The sequence below is a fragment of the Cognatishimia sp. WU-CL00825 genome, assembly GCF_040364665.1.
Taxonomy (GTDB): domain Bacteria; phylum Pseudomonadota; class Alphaproteobacteria; order Rhodobacterales; family Rhodobacteraceae; genus Cognatishimia.
On sequence record NZ_BAABWX010000006.1, the window covers coordinates 1 to 18,414 of the forward strand.

The 18,414-nt window shown below is 56.3% G+C and carries 17 protein-coding genes and 1 pseudogene; 16 read left to right on the forward strand and 2 right to left on the reverse strand.

What is annotated here, in order from left to right:
• Nucleotides 1-349 precede the first annotated feature (349 nt).
• Complete coding sequence (locus ABXG94_RS15640; RefSeq protein ID WP_353535767.1) at nt 350-2,566, forward strand: NADP-dependent isocitrate dehydrogenase; 2,217 nt, start codon at nt 350-352, stop codon at nt 2,564-2,566.
• Nucleotides 2,567-2,918: 352 nt separating this feature from the next.
• Here the strand turns inward: ABXG94_RS15640 and ABXG94_RS15645 are convergent, their stop codons facing one another.
• On the reverse strand, nt 2,919-3,572 hold the full coding sequence (locus ABXG94_RS15645; RefSeq protein WP_353535769.1) for a GntR family transcriptional regulator: 654 nt from the start codon (nt 3,570-3,572) through the stop codon (nt 2,919-2,921).
• 133 nt (nt 3,573-3,705) lie between these two features.
• Between ABXG94_RS15645 and ABXG94_RS15650 the strand changes: the two genes are divergently transcribed.
• The 13 genes and pseudogenes from ABXG94_RS15650 (at nt 3,706) to ABXG94_RS15710 (ending at nt 15,295) form a co-directional block, all read left to right on the forward strand.
• On the forward strand, nt 3,706-4,980 hold the full coding sequence (locus ABXG94_RS15650) for an ABC transporter substrate-binding protein (protein ID WP_353535770.1): 1,275 nt from the start codon (nt 3,706-3,708) through the stop codon (nt 4,978-4,980).
• 68 nt (nt 4,981-5,048) lie between these two features.
• Nucleotides 5,049-5,933: a carbohydrate ABC transporter permease gene (locus ABXG94_RS15655; RefSeq protein WP_353535772.1), complete on the forward strand. Its 885-nt coding sequence runs from the start codon at nt 5,049-5,051 to the stop codon at nt 5,931-5,933.
• Nucleotides 5,930-6,745: a carbohydrate ABC transporter permease gene (locus ABXG94_RS15660; protein ID WP_353535774.1), complete on the forward strand. Its 816-nt coding sequence runs from the start codon at nt 5,930-5,932 to the stop codon at nt 6,743-6,745. Before ABXG94_RS15655 ends, ABXG94_RS15660 begins: the two co-directional genes overlap by 4 nt.
• 13 nt (nt 6,746-6,758) lie before the next feature.
• The gene (locus ABXG94_RS15665) at nt 6,759-7,811 is read left to right on the forward strand and encodes an ABC transporter ATP-binding protein (RefSeq protein ID WP_353535776.1); all 1,053 of its coding nucleotides are present in this window, start codon (nt 6,759-6,761) and stop codon (nt 7,809-7,811) included.
• 14 nt (nt 7,812-7,825) lie between these two features.
• Nucleotides 7,826-8,953: a cupin domain-containing protein gene (locus tag ABXG94_RS15670; protein ID WP_353535777.1), complete on the forward strand. Its 1,128-nt coding sequence runs from the start codon at nt 7,826-7,828 to the stop codon at nt 8,951-8,953.
• A complete protein-coding gene (locus ABXG94_RS15675; RefSeq protein ID WP_353535778.1) occupies nt 8,953-9,741 on the forward strand; it encodes an HpcH/HpaI aldolase family protein in 789 nt (262 codons plus the stop codon). The genes ABXG94_RS15670 and ABXG94_RS15675 overlap by 1 nt, the downstream gene beginning before the upstream one ends.
• Nucleotides 9,731-10,438 (forward strand): alpha/beta fold hydrolase, encoded by a 708-nt coding sequence (locus tag ABXG94_RS15680; RefSeq protein WP_353535779.1) that lies wholly within the window; start codon nt 9,731-9,733, stop codon nt 10,436-10,438. The genes ABXG94_RS15675 and ABXG94_RS15680 overlap by 11 nt, the downstream gene beginning before the upstream one ends.
• Nucleotides 10,425-10,703, forward strand: coding sequence for a hypothetical protein (locus ABXG94_RS15685; protein ID WP_353535781.1), 279 nt, complete (start codon nt 10,425-10,427; stop codon nt 10,701-10,703). The genes ABXG94_RS15680 and ABXG94_RS15685 overlap by 14 nt, the downstream gene beginning before the upstream one ends.
• The gene (gene otnK / locus ABXG94_RS15690; RefSeq protein WP_353535783.1) at nt 10,700-11,974 is read left to right on the forward strand and encodes a 3-oxo-tetronate kinase; all 1,275 of its coding nucleotides are present in this window, start codon (nt 10,700-10,702) and stop codon (nt 11,972-11,974) included. The genes ABXG94_RS15685 and otnK overlap by 4 nt, the downstream gene beginning before the upstream one ends.
• Entirely contained in the window at nt 11,971-12,621 is a 651-nt protein-coding gene (otnC, locus tag ABXG94_RS15695; protein WP_353535784.1) for a 3-oxo-tetronate 4-phosphate decarboxylase, read from the forward strand. Before otnK ends, otnC begins: the two co-directional genes overlap by 4 nt.
• Complete coding sequence (locus ABXG94_RS15700) at nt 12,618-13,376, forward strand: hydroxypyruvate isomerase family protein (RefSeq protein ID WP_353535786.1); 759 nt, start codon at nt 12,618-12,620, stop codon at nt 13,374-13,376. Before otnC ends, ABXG94_RS15700 begins: the two co-directional genes overlap by 4 nt.
• Nucleotides 13,377-13,425: 49 nt before the next feature.
• A pseudogene (locus ABXG94_RS17810) lies at nt 13,426-13,527 on the forward strand (NADP-dependent isocitrate dehydrogenase); the annotation flags it as partial.
• A 523-nt stretch (nt 13,528-14,050) separates the two neighbouring features.
• Nucleotides 14,051-15,295: an APC family permease gene (locus ABXG94_RS15710; RefSeq protein WP_353535788.1), complete on the forward strand. Its 1,245-nt coding sequence runs from the start codon at nt 14,051-14,053 to the stop codon at nt 15,293-15,295.
• A 383-nt stretch (nt 15,296-15,678) separates the two neighbouring features.
• Here the strand turns inward: ABXG94_RS15710 and ABXG94_RS15715 are convergent, their stop codons facing one another.
• Entirely contained in the window at nt 15,679-16,644 is a 966-nt protein-coding gene (locus ABXG94_RS15715) for a GntR family transcriptional regulator (protein WP_353535789.1), read from the reverse strand.
• A 241-nt stretch (nt 16,645-16,885) separates the two neighbouring features.
• Here ABXG94_RS15715 and ABXG94_RS15720 point away from each other — a divergent pair, with 241 nt between their 5' ends.
• Complete coding sequence (locus tag ABXG94_RS15720) at nt 16,886-17,248, forward strand: DUF1330 domain-containing protein (protein WP_353535790.1); 363 nt, start codon at nt 16,886-16,888, stop codon at nt 17,246-17,248.
• A complete protein-coding gene (locus ABXG94_RS15725; protein WP_353535792.1) occupies nt 17,248-18,375 on the forward strand; it encodes a glycerol dehydrogenase in 1,128 nt (375 codons plus the stop codon). Before ABXG94_RS15720 ends, ABXG94_RS15725 begins: the two co-directional genes overlap by 1 nt.
• Nucleotides 18,376-18,414: the final 39 nt, after the last annotated feature.

An 18,414-nucleotide genomic window follows, 5' to 3' on the forward strand; every position in this document is an offset into this window, starting at 1 on the left:
GCAAGGATGCAGATCTGGGGCAGGGCTGGGTGTTTGAAAACCTGCAATCCACCGTGACCTTGGGGGACACGCTTTAGCGCTGCGGGGCAGGGGGCGTGCCAGCTTTGCAAGGCAGGTCAAGCTGCCGTGAATTTGCTGCCAATCCCGACACTGGTGCAATTTGTCGCCACAGATTCACTCGCAAGCCAATTGATTGCTGGGCAAACCTGCTCTAAAAGGGCGGCGAATGAGTCCATTTTGCAAGCTTGTGGCAAGCTTTTGGGCTTACGGAATTATTGAACCCGCGTATTTGGCAATGGCGCCGAACCTCGCGAAACCCCTTCCAAGACCGGTGAAAGGTAGAGATCTCATGACCGAAACATCGCAACCAGACGTATTGTATACCATTGTAGACGAAGCGCCCGAGCTGGCCTCTGCGTCGCTATTGCCCATCGTGCGCGCCTTTGCTGGGGCAGCGGATTTGGATGTTGGCACCAAAGACATTTCGCTGGCGGGCCGCATCTTGTCGACCTTTCCGGAAAGCCTGACAGAGGCACAGCGCCAGTCAGATGATCTGGCGGAATTGGGCGTATTGGTGAAAACACCATCGGCCAATGTGATCAAGCTGCCAAATATCTCGGCTTCAGTGCCTCAGCTTGTTGGCGCTGTCCAAGAGCTTCAGGCCAAAGGCTATGCGCTGCCGGATTATCCAGAAGATCCGCAGTCTGACGCAGAAAAAGCGATCCGCGCCCGTTATGACAGCATCAAAGGTTCAGCGGTAAACCCGGTTCTGCGTGAAGGCAACTCTGACCGTCGTGCGGCCAAGGCCGTTAAGAACTACGCGCAGAATAACCCACATTCCATGGGCACATGGGCCTCTGACAGCAAGACCAAAGTGTCCAGCATGCCAGCCGATGATTTCTACGCCAACGAAAAATCTGCCATCGTGACAGCCGCGCAAGCGGGCGATGCAAAGATCGAATTTGTGGCTGCTGATGGCACCGTGACGGCTTTGAAAGCCACTTGGCCTTTGGAAGCGGGCACGGTTGCGGACGCGACATTTATGTCTGCCAAAGCGCTGGCGTCTTTCCTGGCGGATGCGATCGAAGACACCAAAGCAGACGGCACCATGTTCAGCTTGCACATGAAAGCCACCATGATGAAAGTCTCTGACCCGATCATCTTTGGTCACGCGGTCAAAGCTTGGCTTGGCCCGGTTTGGGACAAACATGGCGATGCAATCACAGCTGCAGGTGGCTCTGCCAATTCCGGTCTGGGTGATGTTCTGGCGGCGATTGACGGCATGGACAATGCCGCCGAGATCAAAGCCGACATCGCGGCACTTGATCGCCCAACCATGTATATGGTGGACAGCGACAAAGGCATCACGAACCTGCACGTGCCATCTGACGTCATCATCGATGCGTCGATGCCAGCAGTGATCCGCGCGGGCGGCAAAGGTTGGGACGAAGCCGGCAACAAGGGTGATACAAATTGTGTGATCCCTGACCGTTGCTATTCGACGATTTATGACGAATCCGTCGAGTTCTTTAAAGCCAATGGCGCGTTGAACCCAGCCACAGCTGGGGCGGTTGCCAACGTGGGTTTGATGGCGCAAAAAGCCGAGGAATATGGGTCGCACCCAACCACGTTTGAAGCGCCAGCAGATGGGGTTATTCGCGTGGTTCTTGCCAATGGCGAAACCCTGCACAGCCATGAGGTCGAAGCCGGTGATATCTGGCGGGCGTGCACGGCCAAGGCGGCGCCGATTGAGAACTGGATCGAATTGGCGCTGGATCGTCAGCGCTTGACCGGGTCTGAGTCGATTTTCTGGCTGGACGCAAACCGCGCCCATGATGCACAGTTGATATCCCTGGTGAAACCGGCACTGGAAGCGGCTGGTGTGGCTGATAAATTCCAGATTATGGCCCCACGTGAGGCGACAGCTCAAACGCTGAAAACCATCACTGCAGGCCAGGACAGCATCGCGATTTCCGGCAATGTGCTGCGCGACTATCTGACCGATCTGTTCCCAATCCTGGAACTGGGCACATCCGCGAAAATGCTATCGATTGTGAAGCTGATGAAAGGTGGCGGTCTGTTTGAAACCGGGGCCGGTGGCTCTGCGCCAAAACACGTGCAGCAGCTGGTCGAAGAAAACCACCTGCGTTGGGATTCCATGGGTGAATTCTGTGCCTTGGGTGAAAGCCTGAACTTTATCGCGGACACGCAAAATAACGTGAAAGCGGGCATTTTGGGCACGGCGGCCGAAGTGGCAACACAGGGCATTCTGGACAACAACAAATCACCATCCCGCAAGGTCGGCGAGCCGGACAACCGCGACAGCCACTATTGGTTTGCGCGCTATTGGGCCGAAGCTTTGGCGGCGCAAACAGATGACGTCGAGCTGGCAAACCACTTTGGTGAAATCGCCGATCAACTGGTCAAAGGTGAAGCCGCGATTTTGGCGGAACTGGCGGCGGTTCAAGGCAAGCCAGCGGATCTGGGCGGATATTTCAAAACCGACCCAGAAAAGACCGCAGCGGTGATGCGCCCAAGCGCGACATTGAACGCGATCATCGGCTAAATACGCCGCGTGCTAGATCAGAAAAGCGTCCGGGAGACCGGGCGCTTTTTGCGTTTCCGGGTGTGTGAAATCCCCGCCCGAGGTTTCGCGGCGAAACGGTTGCCTGCGCTGCGCACGCAAAAGGAACTTTTGGTTATTTGTACAATTTGTACGTTTCAGGGGCTGAAACGTACGATTCGTTTGGGGGAAAAGCGCCTTTTTGCCGCAACTGCTCCAATGTCCTCCTTTGAGGCCTTCGATGCACAAATGGGGATCAGTCCTAGCTATGATCTATGTGAATACACCAAAAGGCACCGAGGTTGCCTGGGTTCGGACATCCACTGAATGGTGTCGCTTGGGAAGGTGGGTGGCTTTATTTGGTTCGGGCCCTTGCTCCGAACCGACGGTTGTAGAGTGTTCGGTAGGCCTCGGCAGATGCAGGCAAATGGGCGCGAACCGCCGCGACAAGCGCGTCTTGTGACGTGCCACGCAACGCCGAGATGATGTCAAAGTGCTGGCTGACAATTTGTTTCATATGGGTTTCATCCTCGTATTTGACGACGCGAATGGGCTGCGCTGCGCGGGCATGTTTGCCAATCAGTTCAGCAAGGCGTGGGTTGCCGCAACAGGAATATTGCACAACGTGAAACTCTTGATTGAGCCAAAAGACGGCCCGAAAGTCGTGCTCTTTCACCGCCTTTTCATGGCGGCGCGCGATGTCACATAGCCGCGAGGCAATCTCGGGATCACAAGGCAGCTTAGTACGTGCCGCGGCCGCCGTTTCGAGGATGATGCGCACATCGTAAAGGGCATCAACCTCATCGGGAGTGAAGTCCACGACCTCAACCCCGCGATTGGGCCTCCGCACCAGAAGCCCCCGCGTTTCGAGCTCTGCAAAAGCGTTGCGCACCGCGTGCCGTTTGGCGCCATAGATCTCCATGACGCGGTCTTCGATGATTCTGGCACCTGGCGGATACACCCCGAAAATAACGTCATTCTCGAGTTCCTGTGTCAGCGGGTCAGACATACTGGAGGCTCCGTTTCTTTCAATAAAACCAGTTTAACAGGTTAGAAAAAACTGTCCATTCTGGATTATTAATAATTTTATTGACGAAACTGATAGCCTGCGTTTACGTTGATCGGAGTTTAGGGAGGAAACCATGAAATTATTTACCAGTGCGATTGCGATCGCAGCATCACTCTACGGCGCACAGGCCTTTGCGTGGGAGGCCACTGAAGGTCGACCCTTTGAAGGGCAGACCGTGAATGTCCTTGCAGTTAAGTCCAGCCAGTTTGAGGCCCACGAGGCGCGACTGGCCGAATTCGAAGAGGCGACCGGCATCGACGTCGTCTACGATTACGTGCCGTTCCCAAACATGAAAGAGGCCCTGACGACCGAAATGGTTGCAGGTGGCGACTATGATGTTGTGTCTGTGATGGATCAGTGGGTTCATTCGCTTCAGATGCTCATGCAGCCGATTGGGCCGGGCATTGAGGCTCAGGGCACCGACCTGAACGATTTCCCAGCCGCACACTTGCGTCATGGCATGCTGAATGGCGAATTGATCGGCCTGCCGGTGCGTGGTCACGTTCAACTGATGTTTTACCGCACGGATATTCTGGAAGAAGCCGGCGTGACGCCCCCACAGACATGGGAAGAAATGGTCACAGCTGCCAAAGCCATTCAGGAAAACACCGACGCCGCTGGCGTGGCGCTGCCCTATGGCAAGCTCAATGGTCAGAACCTGATGGTTTGGATGAACCTGCTTTGGGGCAATGGTGGCGATCTGTTTGATGCTGATGGCAAGGCGAACTTTAATTCGGACGCAGGTGTCGCTGCGACTGAAACATACATCAGCTATCTGACCGAGGAAGAAATCGTGCCTGCGGGTTCCGCAGTGTTTGTCGAACAAGACGCCGTCACCAGCTTTAAGCAGGGCAACTCGGCGATGCTTCCTGTCTGGTGGTGGGTGCGCTCACAGCTGAGTGATCCTGAGCAATCCACACTGACGGCTGACCAAATTGGGTTCACGGCCCTGCCAGCGGTCGCTGGTGCAGATCGCACATCCTTCACCAACACGTGGATCTTCGGTGTGACGGCCGAGTCTGACAACAAGGACGCGGCCACTGAATTTCTTGGTTGGCTGACCGATCCTGCACTTGAGCGTGATGTGCTGATGGACCCAGACTTGTCCGAGGTTGTCGCCGTTCACATGTCCAACCTGACCGACGCGGAAGTCAATGAGCGCTGGGGCGGCATGCACCAGGCGGCTGCCGATGCTTTGGCGACGGCTGACGGTGTGGAATTCGGCGACAACTGGCCGCGCATCGTTCTGATCCTTGAGACAGCGATCTCGAGCCTTGCTTCTGGCGAAGCAACGGACGTGCAGGCCGTCTTGAACACTGCCGCCGAGGATATCGCGGCGATCCGATAGCTCCCTATGGCTGGGCGGCAACTGTCGCCCGGTCCCTTTCATTTCCCCAAACGTGATGAGGTTTCCCCGTGAAAGATCGGCTGCTTCCATATTGGTTATTGATCCCGGCCTTCATAATTGTGCTGGCGACTACTATCTACCCGCTCGCCTATTCGTTCATCACGTCTTTTCGCGCGTGGGACCTCACTAAAAGCCGCCGACCTGAGGGTTTCGTCGGCCTCGACAACTACATTTACGCCACAAGCGAAAGCCAGTTCCTGAACTCGCTCTGGGTGACCTTCATTTTCGTCATCACCAGCGTGATACTGACGGTGATTTTGGCCATGGCGCTGGCGCTGTTGCTGCGCCGCAAGGGGCCGATGCACACCTTCACACGTATTATCCTGATTTTGCCCTTCGCCATGAGTCCCGCCCTGATCGGCGTCAGCTATCGTTTTATGTTCAACCCCGAATTCGGAGTGATCGCCAATGGGTTGGGCGCGGTTTTTCCTGCCTTGCAGGGGGTGCCGTGGCTGGCTGATCCGCAACTGGCCATGGGGGTTTTGGTGCTGACAGATGTCTGGCACTGGACCCCTTACATGACCTTCATGTGTCTCGGTGGGCTTGCGTCCATCCCGCGCGAAACCGAAGAAGCAGCCCGCATTGATGGGGCCTCTAACCTGCGCATCATCTTTGGTATCATTCTGCCGCAGATGCGCGGTGTGATCCTTGTGATGGCCGTTTTGAAAACGATTTTTGCGCTGAAGATGTTTGATCAGGTCGTGACCCTAACGGGTGGTGGCCCCGGCACCTCAACAGAAACGCTCGCTTATTTCATCTTCAACGTTGGTTTCCGCTGGTTCGACATGGGCTATGCATCGGCATTGGCCTGGATCCTAACCGCGATCATGATGTTTATCTCAATCTGGTATGTTCGCATGCTGCTGAGCGAAAGAAAGATGGCAACCGCATGAAACGCACTCTCGCTTATGTGGGCGAACGCGCCCTCCTTGTCCTTATTTCCATCGTGGTACTATTCCCGATTGCATGGATGTTCCTGACGGCCTTCAAACAGCCCCGCGACGCTTATTCACTGTCGCTGGTTTTTGAGCCCACGTTGCAGAACTTTGTGACCGTGTTTTCGGCCCCGTGGAACCTGGGGTCGATGGTGATGAACTCTGTCATTGTTGCGACGGTGACGGTTGCCATCGCGGTGCCATGTGCGGCGCTGGCGGCCTATTCATTCTCACGGTTTCGGGTGAAAGGACGCAAGTTCCTGTTCTTCCTGATCCTGTCGACGCAGTTCATTCCAGCCGTTGTCATCGTGCTGCCGTTCTTCTTGATGTTCCGGCAATTGAATATGCTGGATACGCGGCTTGCGTTGATCATTGTGAATCTCGCTATCGTCACGCCCTTCGTGATCTGGATGATCAAAGGCTTCATCGACGCAATCCCAACCGACAGCGAAGAAGCCGCGATGATTGATGGCGCTTCGCGCTTGCGGGTCATCAAAGACATCGTTTTGCCAATGGCTGCGCCGGGGATCATGACCTCTTCGATCTTCTGCTTCATCCTGACGTGGAACGAATTTCTGTTCGCCCTAATCCTGTCACGCCGTGATGCGGTCACCTTGCCCGTGGGGCTTGTCAGTTTCCGCACCGAACGCGGTGATCTGTGGGAATTAATGAGCGCCGCTGGCGTCATGATCACCGTGCCAATCTTCATCATGGCCCTGTTCATTCAAAAACACTTTACGCGCGGCATGACGGCCGGCGCGGTCAAATAGAAGGAAACCGATTATGGCCGAAGTCCGTCTTGTCGACATCGAAAAGAAATACGGCGCATTCCTTGCCGTCCCGAAACAAAGCTTGACCATCCATGATGGTGAATTCCTTGTGCTGCTGGGCCCGTCGGGCTGTGGCAAAACCACGACCATGCGCATGATTGCCGGGCTTGAGGACATTACCTCAGGCGACATCATGATCAAGGGTGAGCGGATCAACGACAAACCGCCCAAAGACCGTGACATCGCGATGGTGTTCCAAAACTATGGTTTGTACCCGCATATGACCGTGAAGCAGAACATCGAATATCCGTTAAAGCTGCGCGGAATGGCCAAGGCCGCGCGCAAAGCCCGCGTTCAAGAAACCGCTGCAACGGTCGAACTGGATGCGCTGCTGGAGCGCCGCCCCTCCGAATTGTCGGGCGGTCAGCGCCAGCGCGTGGCCCTGGCCCGCGCCATCGTGCGCACGCCAAGCATCTTTTTGATGGACGAACCCCTGTCGAACCTGGATGCAAAGCTGCGTGTCACCATGCGCGCAGAGCTGAAACACCTGCACCACGAACTGGGCGTCACCACCGTTTACGTGACCCACGACCAGATGGAGGCAATGACCCTCGCCAGCCGTGTTGCCGTGATGCGTGAAGGGCGCATTGTGCAGCTTGATACGCCAAAGAAAATCTATGCCGAACCTGCCGATCTGTTTGTCGCGGGCTTCATCGGATCACCTTCGATGAATTTGATTGATGGGACTGTTAAGGGTGGGACATTTCGCGCCGACGGGGTCGAAATTGCGGTGGATCTTGGTGACCGTGACGGGGTGGTTCTGGGCATTCGCCCAGAGGAACTCGATATTACACAGGATGAAAACGCAGCAATCAGCGGCAAGCTTTATGCTCTCGAATTGACGGGCGAATCCACGTTGGTGACGTTGCGCAACGGGCCATCGTCGGTCTGCGCGCGCGGCCATGCAGATTTTGAGGCTGACATCAATTCACCCTGCCATTTAACGCCAAAAGACGGCGCGCGCATTCATCTGTTTGATCGCGCAACGGGCGAACGACTCGGATAAACAAAGGACACGACATGACGACGCAGATCACCCAAAACATTGCCGATGCGCGCCACATAAAACGGGACGACTACGTGTCGTGCACGGTGGCCTTTATCGACTGCAAAAAGCCCGGTTCAGACACCAAGGAAAACTATTCGATCATCGGGCCCGGTGTCACATCATCGGATGATCAGGTTATCAACCTACCCGAGGCCCATGGCTTCAATATTGGTGCCGCAGCCATGCCCAACGGCATCACCAACAACCTGCACATCCACTTCACCGCCGAAGTTTTCATCGTGCAGGCCGGAGAATGGACATTCCGCTGGGGTTCGAACGGCGAAAACGAGGTTGTGGGCAAGAAAGGCGATATCGTTTCTGTGCCAACCTGGATCTTCCGCGGCTTCACAAACACTGGCCCCGATGACGGCTGGCTGTTCACCGCCTTGGGCGGCGACAACACCGGCGGCGTCATTTTCCACCCGGAAATCATCCGTGAGGCAGCCGATTACGGGTTGTATATCTCGTCTGAAAACACCCTTATTGATACGTCACGCGGTGATCCCGTGCCTGCTGCCGAGGACTGCATTGCGCCAATGGCAGACGAAGATGTCGCCGCCCTTCGTGATGTGTCGCGCGCCGAGATGATGTCGCGGATCGTGACGCAGGCCAACCGGGATTTCCGCCCCGGCTTCATCGACAGTGCCTTGCCCGGACGCGGCGCCGAGTTGGCCCCGGTCATTGGCTACGGCATCACCCAAAACCGCGAACATGCCGCACCAATCATCAACCCGCACGGGTTCTCGGCTGAATGGCAGCGCCTGCCGGTTGGTGGCTCTGTTGGGCCGTTCTCGATTGATCAGAAAATGGTGCTTATCGGGCACGAAGGCCGGATGCGCATTGATTTTGTCGGTGGGGATGCCAGCGTTGTTCTGGACGCATGGGAAACCTATTCCGTGCCCGCGAACCAGTGGATCAAGATGACCGCCCTAAGCGACAAACCGGTTGAAACCCTGCTGATTGTATCCGGTGATCAACGCAAGCGCCCCGAATTTACCCCAGAGGTTTTGACCGAAGCCCAGAAAGCCGGTGCGGGGCTTGACGCCAGTGGCTTTGTCGCCAAAGCGAGCCTTTTGCCAAGTTACGGGAGGGCGGGCTAATGCGCGCCAACTCTGTCCGAACCCGCCTCGCGGCGTCACAGATCGTCGTGAACGGCTGGCTCTCGATTGGCTCGCCCTATTCTGCCGAGGGCGTCGGCCACAGCGGCGTCCACGCTGTCACGGTCGATCTGCAACATGGCATGCTGGGCTTTTCGGACGCATTGGCGATGATGCAGGCGATCTCGGCCACGCCCGCCACGCCTATGGTTCGCGTGCCAGAGCTTAGTCCAGCGAAGATCATGCAGCTCTTGGATGCAGGGGCTTATGGCATCATCTGCCCGATGATCTCTACGCCGGAACAAACCAAAACGCTGGTGGATGCCTGCCGCTACCCGCCCCTTGGCAACCGCAGCTTTGGCCCCTCCCGCGGGCTGCTTTATGGCGGGCCGGACTATGTCGCGCAGGCGAATGAGACTGTGATGGCCATCCCGATGATCGAAACCGCCGAAGCGGTCGAGCGCATCGAAGAGATCCTCGATGTCGTCGGCGTCGATATGATCTATATCGGCCCCAACGATCTGGCGTTTGAACTGGATGGTCACTCTGGCCATCCCCGCCCGAAATCCGAGGTCGCTTTGCTTCATGTATTGGCCGCAGCCACCAAACGCGGCATTCCAGCAGGCATTTTCTGCGGGTCCGGCGAAGAGGCGCGCACCCGCATCGAACAGGGCTTCCGCCTTGTGACTCCTGGCAACGACTTTGCCCATCTGACCCGCAGTATGCGCGAGGCCGTGCGTGTCACCCTTGGAGACACGAGCCCCGAAACCACCGCTCAAAATGGCTATTGAGGGATTGTCAAACAAGCCTTGGCTGCTCTTGCACGGCACGTTGTGCACGGGGGCGGTGTTTGAAGGGTTTCTTGATGCCCTTGACGTTGCAAACAGCGCGCGGACCTATGTGACTCTGGACCGTCCTTCGATCGAAGACTACCGCATGGATTTCGAAGGCCTTGCAAACGACACGATCGTCTGCGGCTTTTCCCTTGGTGCTATCGTGGCGGCCCATTTCGCAGACAGCATAATCGCTGATCGCCTAATCCTTTTCGGCCTCAATCCTTACGCTGATGACCCCGCCAAGGCCCCGTCGCGTCACGCTCTGGCGCAGGATGTCCAAACACATGGAGGGGCTGAGGCCCTTAGGACCCGCCTTTCGGGCGTCTTCGGCCCCGACCCTGATACAACACGGGCCGCAATCATCCGGATGGCCGAAGTGACGGCACCTCTCATTGGCGCGCAAACCCAGCTGGCCTTAAGCCGACCGGGTGCGCTGCTTGCGTTGAAACGGGCGGTAATGCCCGTTCTGGCCGCAACGGGTACCCACGATCAGGCCGCTCCGACCCCGCAAGGTCAGGCTGCCGCACAAAGTGCGCCCAACGGGCAATTTCGCACGCTGGATGGCTTGGGGCATTTTGCCCTGCTGGAAGACCCAAATACCTGCGCCACAGTGGTGCGAAATTGGCAGGAAGCACTTAATGAACACCTCTGACATCTCCGGGCTCATCAATCGTTTGCACACCTACGATACACCCACCGTCTGCAACGCGTTCGAAATAGCCCAAGGCCGGCGCGGGTTCACGGGATTTACCCACGGCGCGGTCTGTGTGCCGAATGATGTGATCCCGAAGCTGAACGCTGCGCTCGACCGGCTGTTCGCTGCCGAAGCCGTTGCTCTAGACCCGTTGAAAGATGGGCATATTGATTTTGAAACCTTTCAGTCCCCCTGGGCCGACTTCGAAAAGGCACGCACATGAGCGGAACTATTCTAGGCTGCATCGCCGACGATTTCACCGGCGCAACAGACATCGCAGGCCTTTTGGCGCGCAGCGGTGTGCGGGTATCCCTACGTATTGGTGTGCCTGACACCCCTCCCAACGACACCAGCGCATTTGAGGTCATCGCCCTTAAATCCCGCACCGCACCCGTGCAGGAGGCGATTGATGAAACCCGCGCGGCGCTGGCATGGCTGCGCGATGCGGGGGCTCGTCGTTTCTTCTGGAAGTATTGCTCTACCTTTGACAGTACCGCCGAGGGCAATATCGGCCCCGTGGCCGAGGCGCTCATGGACGATCTTGGCACAGATCAAACCATCTATTGCCCAGCCTTTCCCGAAAACGGCCGTTCCATCTTTATGGGCAACCTCTTCGTCGGCCATCAGTTGCTTGCCGAAAGCCCGATGAAGGACCACCCGCTGACCCCCATGCGCGATAGCAATTTGATGCGCCTTCTGGCCCCGCAAGTGCAGGGTCAGGTCGACCTGATTGACCGCCTTACAGTGGCCCAAGGGGCGCAGGCCTTGCAGGACGCCCTTGCGCAGATCCGCGCCGAGGGGACCGCCCATGTTGTTGTTGATGCTGTCGCCAACAGTGACCTTGTGACCATTGCGACCGCCTGCCGTGACATGCCGCTGATGACCGGTGGCTCCGCCGTCGCGATGCCGCTGCCCGCCCTCTATCTGGCCGACGGGTTGCTTTCGGAAGATGCGCCCAAACAGCCGCATCACACCCTTCCTGACGCAACAATCGTCTTGTCCGGCAGCTGCTCGGCCATGACCAACGCGCAGGTCGCAGCCTATATCGCGACGGGTGCGCCCTCTTATCAACTCGACCCGCTGACACTCGTGGAAAGCGGAAAACAAGAGGTTCTCGATTGGTTGGATGGGCAGGACATGACACAAGCACCGCTTGTCTATGCCACCGCTGATCCGGCCAGCGTCAAGGCCGCGCAGGTCAGGATCGGAGTAGCCGAAGTGGGCGCCCTGATCGAAAACACCCTCGCCGACTGCGCCACCGCTGCCCGTGATGCGGGCGCACGCCGCATCATCGTAGCGGGTGGCGAAACGTCAGGTGCCGTGACCAAGGCACTGGGGGTCGCACAGCTCGACATAGGCTCCGAAATCGCTCCCGGTGTGCCGTGGACCTATTGCATCTCAGACGGCACGCAGATTGCGCTGGCCCTCAAATCCGGCAACTTTGGTCGTGAAGACTTCTTTACAGACGCCTTAAGCAAACTGGACAACGCATGACAGCGGAAACCCAACTGCGCGAACAGATCTGCCTATTGGCGAAATCCATGTTTGACCGTGGCCTGACTGGTGGCAGCACTGGAAACATATCCGCGCGCACGGCTGACGGGGGCCTGCTGGTCTCGCCCACGGGCACCAGTTTTGGCCGCCTTGACCCCGCAAAGCTCAGTCGGTTTGACCCGCAAGGCGGGTTGATCGACGGAGACCCGCCGACCAAGGAAATGCCACTGCATTGCGCTTTCTACGACACCCGCTCCACGGCGGGGGCGGTTGTGCATCTACACTCATGTCATTCAGTTGCGCTGTCCATGATGCCTGATGCGAATGAGGATGATTTTCTGCCCCACCTTACCCCCTATGCAATCATGAAACTGGGGCGCGTTAAACTCCTGCCGTTCTTTCTGCCCGGTGATCCGGCGATGGGGGATGCGGTGCGTGGCCTCGCCGGGAAACGTTCCGCGGTGATGTTGGCCAATCACGGCCCAGTGGTGGCAGGCAAGGATATCGAAGCCGCCTGCAACGCGATTGAAGAACTTGAAGACACCGCGCGCTTGGCGATGATGACGCACGGCATGTCACCGCGCGGACTCACACACACAGATGTGGAGCGGTTGGTAACGACATTTGCTGTGGAGTGGGAGGCATGAGGTTTTCCGCCAACTTAGGCTTCCTGTGGGCAGAGTTGTCTCTTCCCGATGCCATCCGAGCGGCGAAAACTGCAGGCTTTGATGCGGTCGAATGTCATTGGCCCTTTGCGACACCTGCGGCGGAAGTGCGCGCTGCCCTAGATGAAACCTGTCTGCAAATGCTAGGGTTGAATACAGCACGCGGCGACGTGTCGGCTGGTGAAAACGGCCTTGCCGCACTGCCTGATAGAATCGACGACGCCCACGCCGCAATTGATGAAGCAATCTCTTATGCAAGTGCCATCGGGTGCAAGAGCGTGCACGTCATGGCCGGCTTTTCAAGCGCTCTGGATGCCCGCGAAACTTTTGTCGCCAATCTAGGATACGCCTGCACACAAGCCGCACCACACGGGATCACAATTCTGATCGAACCACTGAACCGTTATGATGCGCCGGGGTATTTCCTGAAAACGACCGCGCAGGCAGTCGATGTGATCTATAGCGTGCATGCGCCCAACCTCAAGCTCATGTTCGACTGCTACCATGTGCAACTGATGGAAGGCGATCTGACCCGCAAACTGACGAACTTGATGACACACATCGGACATATCCAATTTGCATCAGTGCCGGATCGCGGACCGCCCAACACAGGAGAGGTGAACTATGACCACATCTTCGGTGTGATCGGTTCACTTGGTTACAACAAGCCTTTGGGTGCAGAATATAAGCCAAAGGTGCCGACTGATGAGACTTTGTCTTGGCTGCACAGACGTTGATCTGGCCCGATCTGTTGACTGGATGCACTTTGCCCGTTCAACAGGCCAAGCCCGCAAGCTCGGCGCGCCGGACAACCGCGACAGCCACTATTGGTTTGCACGCTATTGGGCCGAAGCCCTGGCGGCGCAAACAGATGACGTTGAGCTGGCAAATCCCCCCCCCCGAGGTTTCGCCGCGAAACGGTTGCCTGCGCTGCGTACGCAAAAGGAACTTTTGGTTATTTCTACAATTTGTACGTTTCAGAGGCTCAAACGTACGATTCGTTGTGGGGGGGGAGGTGAGTTCGGAGTGGTGTTATTAGTCTAAACTGGTCATTTAGAGACTGCGCAGCGAAGGTCGGCTGTGAGCCCACACCGGAAGTGCCGGATTTGTGCTGCGCGCGCTCGCAGCACGGATTGCGCTGCATCTGCTAATTCTTTCGCGCTGCGTGGCAGCGGGAAAAGCGGCCATTGGTGCGTGGTGCAGCGAGCATTGAGCGGCCAAGGATCAAGTCGCGGGACTTTTCGCCCTTTCGCCGCAGGCGCACCAATGTCTGCTATGCTGATCTTTGATGCTCTGTTAAAGATTGAACGAAGGACTGGCTCGCTCAGAGCTCGCCTTTGATCCCGAAGTTGATCTTCGCCTCTATCTTACCAATGCTTCAAACAGTTTAACCTCTCGCAAAGGCAAGTCTATGGTCAAGAATCCAATCCCGTTGGCGCAAGTCAAAGCACCTCCGACAACGTCACTCAATCGGTCATTGACCCTTCCACTTCTCACACTCTACGGGCTGGGGGTTACTGTTGGCGCCGGGATTTACGTCCTGATTGGCGTCACTGCAGCACAAGCTGGCCCATATGCTTGGATCGCATTTTTGCTCGCGGCGAGTGTCGTCGGATTCACAGCCTTCTCCTATGCTGAACTCGCGACACGTTATCCGGTCAGTGCTGGCGAGTCCGCCTACGTAGATGCGGGCTTCGGCCGCGCGAATCTCGCAACTGCAATCGGTATTCTCGTTGCAATTTCAGGGTTGGTTTCGGCATCAGCCATCACGGTTGGGGCTTCCGGATACTTGGGCAGCCTGACAGGCGTGGAACCTTCCGCCCTCATCTTGGGAATCGTGACCACGATGGGATTACTGGCATGGTGGGGGATCACCCAATCTGTTGTCGTCGCAGGCATTGTCACAGTCATCGAAATTCTTGGCCTGTTTGTTGTGATCGGCTGGAGCATGGCCATGACGGAAAGACTGGGCGTCTCTCCAAAAGACTTGATACCACCTCTATGGGGCAGTCACTGGATGGGCATCATCAGCGCGACGGTGCTCGCCTTTTTTGCGTTCATCGGTTTCGAAGACATGGTGAATGTTGCAGAAGAGGTTGAAGAACCGCGCCGAACACTTCCAAAAGCGATCATCTATACGCTCGTCATTGCGACCATCCTCTACTTGGCCACTTGTGTCGCAGTGACAATGGCAGTCCCGATGGAGGCGCTTGCGGGGTCATCTGCGCCATTAGCCCTCGTCTTTGCTGATGCCCCAGAAGCAATGCAGATCAGCTTCACAGCCATTGCTGTCGTGGCAACGGTGAATGGGGTGTTGATCCAGATGATCATGGTGTCCCGCGTCATCTATGGCATGGCTGATCGCGGCCGGTTGCCCGCCGGTTTCGCGCGCCTATCGGTCCGCACACAAACACCCTCTGTCGCCACCGCATTTGTCGCAATCTGCATCCTCGGCCTCAGTCTGTTTCTACCAATTGCACGCCTTGCAGAGTGGACATCACAAATCGTTCTAAGCGTGTTCGTATGTGTCAATTTAGCTCTGATTGCCATCAAGCGCCGGGCCGAACCTGCGGATGATCATTTTTCGATACCACTGCTGGTCCCGGTATGCGGGGCAATCATCAGCGTTATCTTGTTGGTCGTATCGCTATTCTGACGAAGAATGAGACCGCTTCATCAAAGTAGCGGATCACAATCAACTTAACGCCGCCGTTCGCCGCATGACAGAAATTCAGGAAAAATGGGCGCGTAGCGGCCCAATGCGTTCGCGAACGGGTTTCTGTGGTCCAAAGCAAAATCAAAAAGCCAGTGCAGTTCGAACTGTATGCAGCGAAAAACACTATGGGTGGCGAGGAGACGCTCGCGGCAGGTTCAACGGCGGCCATTCCGGCGAACAAAAGCGGCCATTCGTCTACAAACGGCCGAGCTAACTACATTGTTCCAGAAATCAAGTTCAGTATAACTCGGGGTTGATTATGAAGGAGCTTAAGTTTGCAATTGTTACGGCAACAACGAGCCACCGTTGCAATAGGGAATCCGCTAAGCCGACGCTGGGTTGATATCACTGACGAATGGCAAATTTAGTGGTTCCAGCGCCATTTTTGCGGATTGAACACGCGCGATAACTTTGGGCAAGGCTATCTGAAGGTGTCGAAGAGTCTCGCTTTTTACAATACTAAAGTCTTTGGCCTGCATTGCAGAGATGATGTTCAGGTGCTCTTCAAAAAACGGTTCTGCTTTTGGGAGATCAACTTCATTGCCCAAAACGTAACGGCTTGCCAAATGCAAACAATTGGTACGTCTCAAGGACTCTGAAATTTCTTGATTGGGACAGGCAGTCACGCAATCAATATGAAGATCCTCCTCCATCTTAAACAGATCAGCAGGACTAACATTTGGGTAAGACGCGGTCGCTCGGGTCAAACGCAATGCAATTAGATCAAGCTTGGAAGGCGCAATATCTCCGGCGGTTAAGGCCAATGCCTCAGGTTCCAACAGCATGCGTAATTCGTAGAGGGCGGTGATGCGGTTTTCGTCAAGCGCAACCGTGTGCCAGCGAGAACTTCCGTCGCGAACCACCAGCCCGTTTGACTGCGCTTGCAACAGTACTTCGTGCATGACGGTTCGTCCTACGCCGTAGTGTGTCGCCGCATCGGATTCATTGATTCGAAGCCGCCCGCGAATGGCGCAGCGTACAAGCTCCGCCTCGACTTCAGCATAGAGTTTTTCCGAGGATCGTACCTTGAGAGCACCCGCTTCATCGGATGCCAGTCCAAGTGTGTCGGCGGTGATCGGGCGGCGATCGACCTCGCTGTCTGAAGTTTGAACGATGAAGCCGCGCCCGGAAAATCGTGCAAGGCGCCCTTCGGAATGCAGCTGTGCAATTGCGGCTTTCACTGGTGTTCGGCTCGCCCCAATCAGTTTTGCTATAGAAGATTCAACGATGACACGGCCAGGGTTTAACCGCCCTTTTTCAATGGCTTGCCTCAGGAGCGTGTAGGTCATTGTTTCTAGATTTTGGCTTTGTTCCATAATCGAACTACATCCACTCGGAGGTTAACTCTTTGAATTATATATTTTACTTGGCGTGAAGTCACAACCTTTTCGGGGGGGGTGTCAGGTGAAGGTCTGGCAAAACCTTTTTATTGGATATTGTTGACAAAGACCACAAATGAGGAGTAACGATTGGTTAATCGCCGAATCCCGGATGTCGTTTTCGGGAGGCGGTCGAGGTAGGAGGAACACTTTGACAAGCAAGATTTACACCATCGCGTTTTACGACGAGGTCCATGACGAAACAGCTTTGCAGGCCTATGCCGAGCTCGCGGCTCCCGCTGTTTTGGCCGCCGGTGCGCGGTACCTTTCGCGAGGCGAGCCCGTTGCAACCTATGAGGCTGGCCAGCAGGCGCGTGTGACTTTGCTTGAATGGGACTCTTTAGAGCAAGCCCTCGCGCTGTATGAAAGCCCAGCCTATCTGGAGGCTTTGGAAAAACTTGGCGGATCGGTGCGTCGCGATATTCGGATCGTCCCTGCTTTCGATCGGGCGCTCTTGGCTGCCGACGCAGACGATAACGGTCAAGTTACTGATCATACGGATGGTGACTCCTGATGCTAAAGACGATGGGATTTCCCTCAAGATACATTCAGGGGCCAGGGGCGCTCAACCAGGCAGGCCCATTGCTCTGTGAGCTTGGCTTCAAATGCCCAGTTGTGCTCTGCGACGAAACGGTGCGAATAATTGCCTTACCGAGTTTGCTCAACAGTCTGGAGCGCGCGGGACATCCATCAAGCGTGGTCATATTCCCGGGCGAAATCAATCACGACACGGTGGCTCAATGCAATCAGCAGGTTGCTGGCTTCGCGCCTGATGTTGTGATCGGTCTCGGCGGCGGAAAGGCCGTGGATGCGGCCAAGGCGGCGGCGGCGCAACTGGATATTCCGGTCGTGATTGCCCCTACAGTCGCGTCCAACGATGCCCCGACTAGCCGATTGATTGTCATCAACGATCAAAACAGCACGCCAACCCAGATTGATTTCCTGAAGCTCAATCCGATGGCGATTTTGGTGGATACGGAAATTATCGTGAACGCACCGGCGCGTTTCTTTGCGGCGGGCATCGGCGACGCCATCAGCAAGAGTCTGGAGGCACATCAATGTTCAGCATCGGGGGGCGAGAACTTCTTTGGGACGCCGCCCTCTGCCACTGCGATTATGCTTGCGGACCAATGCTACAACGTAATCTTAACACACTCCGTAAGTGCTTATGATGATGTGAAAAATCACAAAGTCAGCCAGAAAGTTGAGGAGCTCGTCGAAGCAACGGTTCTGCTCAGCGGTCTTGGCTTTGAAAGCGGTGGCCTGTCCTTGGCGCATGCTTTGATCCGCGGGATCACGGCGATCCCGTCCATGGGTAAGAACCTGCATGGTGAAATGGTTGCTTTCGGCGCGCTAGTTCAAACCGTGATCGAGGATCGACCGCAACAGGCCTTGGATCAACTGATCGCCATTCTCGCTTACACCAATCTGCCGACGACATTCGCGGATTTAGGGTATGAGGGCGACATGAGGCCTGCGGATCTGGATCAGATGGTCGCGGCCACCCTCGCACATAAATATGCGACGAATATGACGCCGGCACTGACAGCGCCGCGCCTGAAAGACGCACTTATCAAAACGAATAAATTGGGGATATCACTACGAGGGCACAACGCGCAGCCCTTGGAGCTCCCCCAATAAAAAGGACCCACCGCGCATTTCATGGCGCTGCCGGTGAGA

Excerpts from the sequence above, each read along its gene's own strand:
- ABXG94_RS15640 (WP_353535767.1), top strand. The coding sequence starts at position 350 with ATGACCGAAACATCGCAACCAGACGTATTGTATACCATTGTAGACGAA.
- ABXG94_RS15645 (WP_353535769.1), bottom strand. The coding sequence starts at position 3,572 with ATGTCTGACCCGCTGACACAGGAACTCGAGAATGACGTTATTTTCGGG.
- ABXG94_RS15650 (WP_353535770.1), top strand. The coding sequence starts at position 3,706 with ATGAAATTATTTACCAGTGCGATTGCGATCGCAGCATCACTCTACGGC.
- ABXG94_RS15660 (WP_353535774.1), top strand. The coding sequence starts at position 5,930 with ATGAAACGCACTCTCGCTTATGTGGGCGAACGCGCCCTCCTTGTCCTT.
- ABXG94_RS15665 (WP_353535776.1), top strand. The coding sequence starts at position 6,759 with ATGGCCGAAGTCCGTCTTGTCGACATCGAAAAGAAATACGGCGCATTC.
- ABXG94_RS15670 (WP_353535777.1), top strand. The coding sequence starts at position 7,826 with ATGACGACGCAGATCACCCAAAACATTGCCGATGCGCGCCACATAAAA.
- ABXG94_RS15675 (WP_353535778.1), top strand. The coding sequence starts at position 8,953 with ATGCGCGCCAACTCTGTCCGAACCCGCCTCGCGGCGTCACAGATCGTC.
- ABXG94_RS15680 (WP_353535779.1), top strand. The coding sequence starts at position 9,731 with ATGGCTATTGAGGGATTGTCAAACAAGCCTTGGCTGCTCTTGCACGGC.
- ABXG94_RS15685 (WP_353535781.1), top strand. The coding sequence starts at position 10,425 with ATGAACACCTCTGACATCTCCGGGCTCATCAATCGTTTGCACACCTAC.
- otnK (WP_353535783.1), top strand. The coding sequence starts at position 10,700 with ATGAGCGGAACTATTCTAGGCTGCATCGCCGACGATTTCACCGGCGCA.
- otnC (WP_353535784.1), top strand. The coding sequence starts at position 11,971 with ATGACAGCGGAAACCCAACTGCGCGAACAGATCTGCCTATTGGCGAAA.
- ABXG94_RS15700 (WP_353535786.1), top strand. The coding sequence starts at position 12,618 with ATGAGGTTTTCCGCCAACTTAGGCTTCCTGTGGGCAGAGTTGTCTCTT.
- ABXG94_RS15710 (WP_353535788.1), top strand. The coding sequence starts at position 14,051 with ATGGTCAAGAATCCAATCCCGTTGGCGCAAGTCAAAGCACCTCCGACA.
- ABXG94_RS15715 (WP_353535789.1), bottom strand. The coding sequence starts at position 16,644 with ATGACCTACACGCTCCTGAGGCAAGCCATTGAAAAAGGGCGGTTAAAC.
- ABXG94_RS15725 (WP_353535792.1), top strand. The coding sequence starts at position 17,248 with ATGCTAAAGACGATGGGATTTCCCTCAAGATACATTCAGGGGCCAGGG.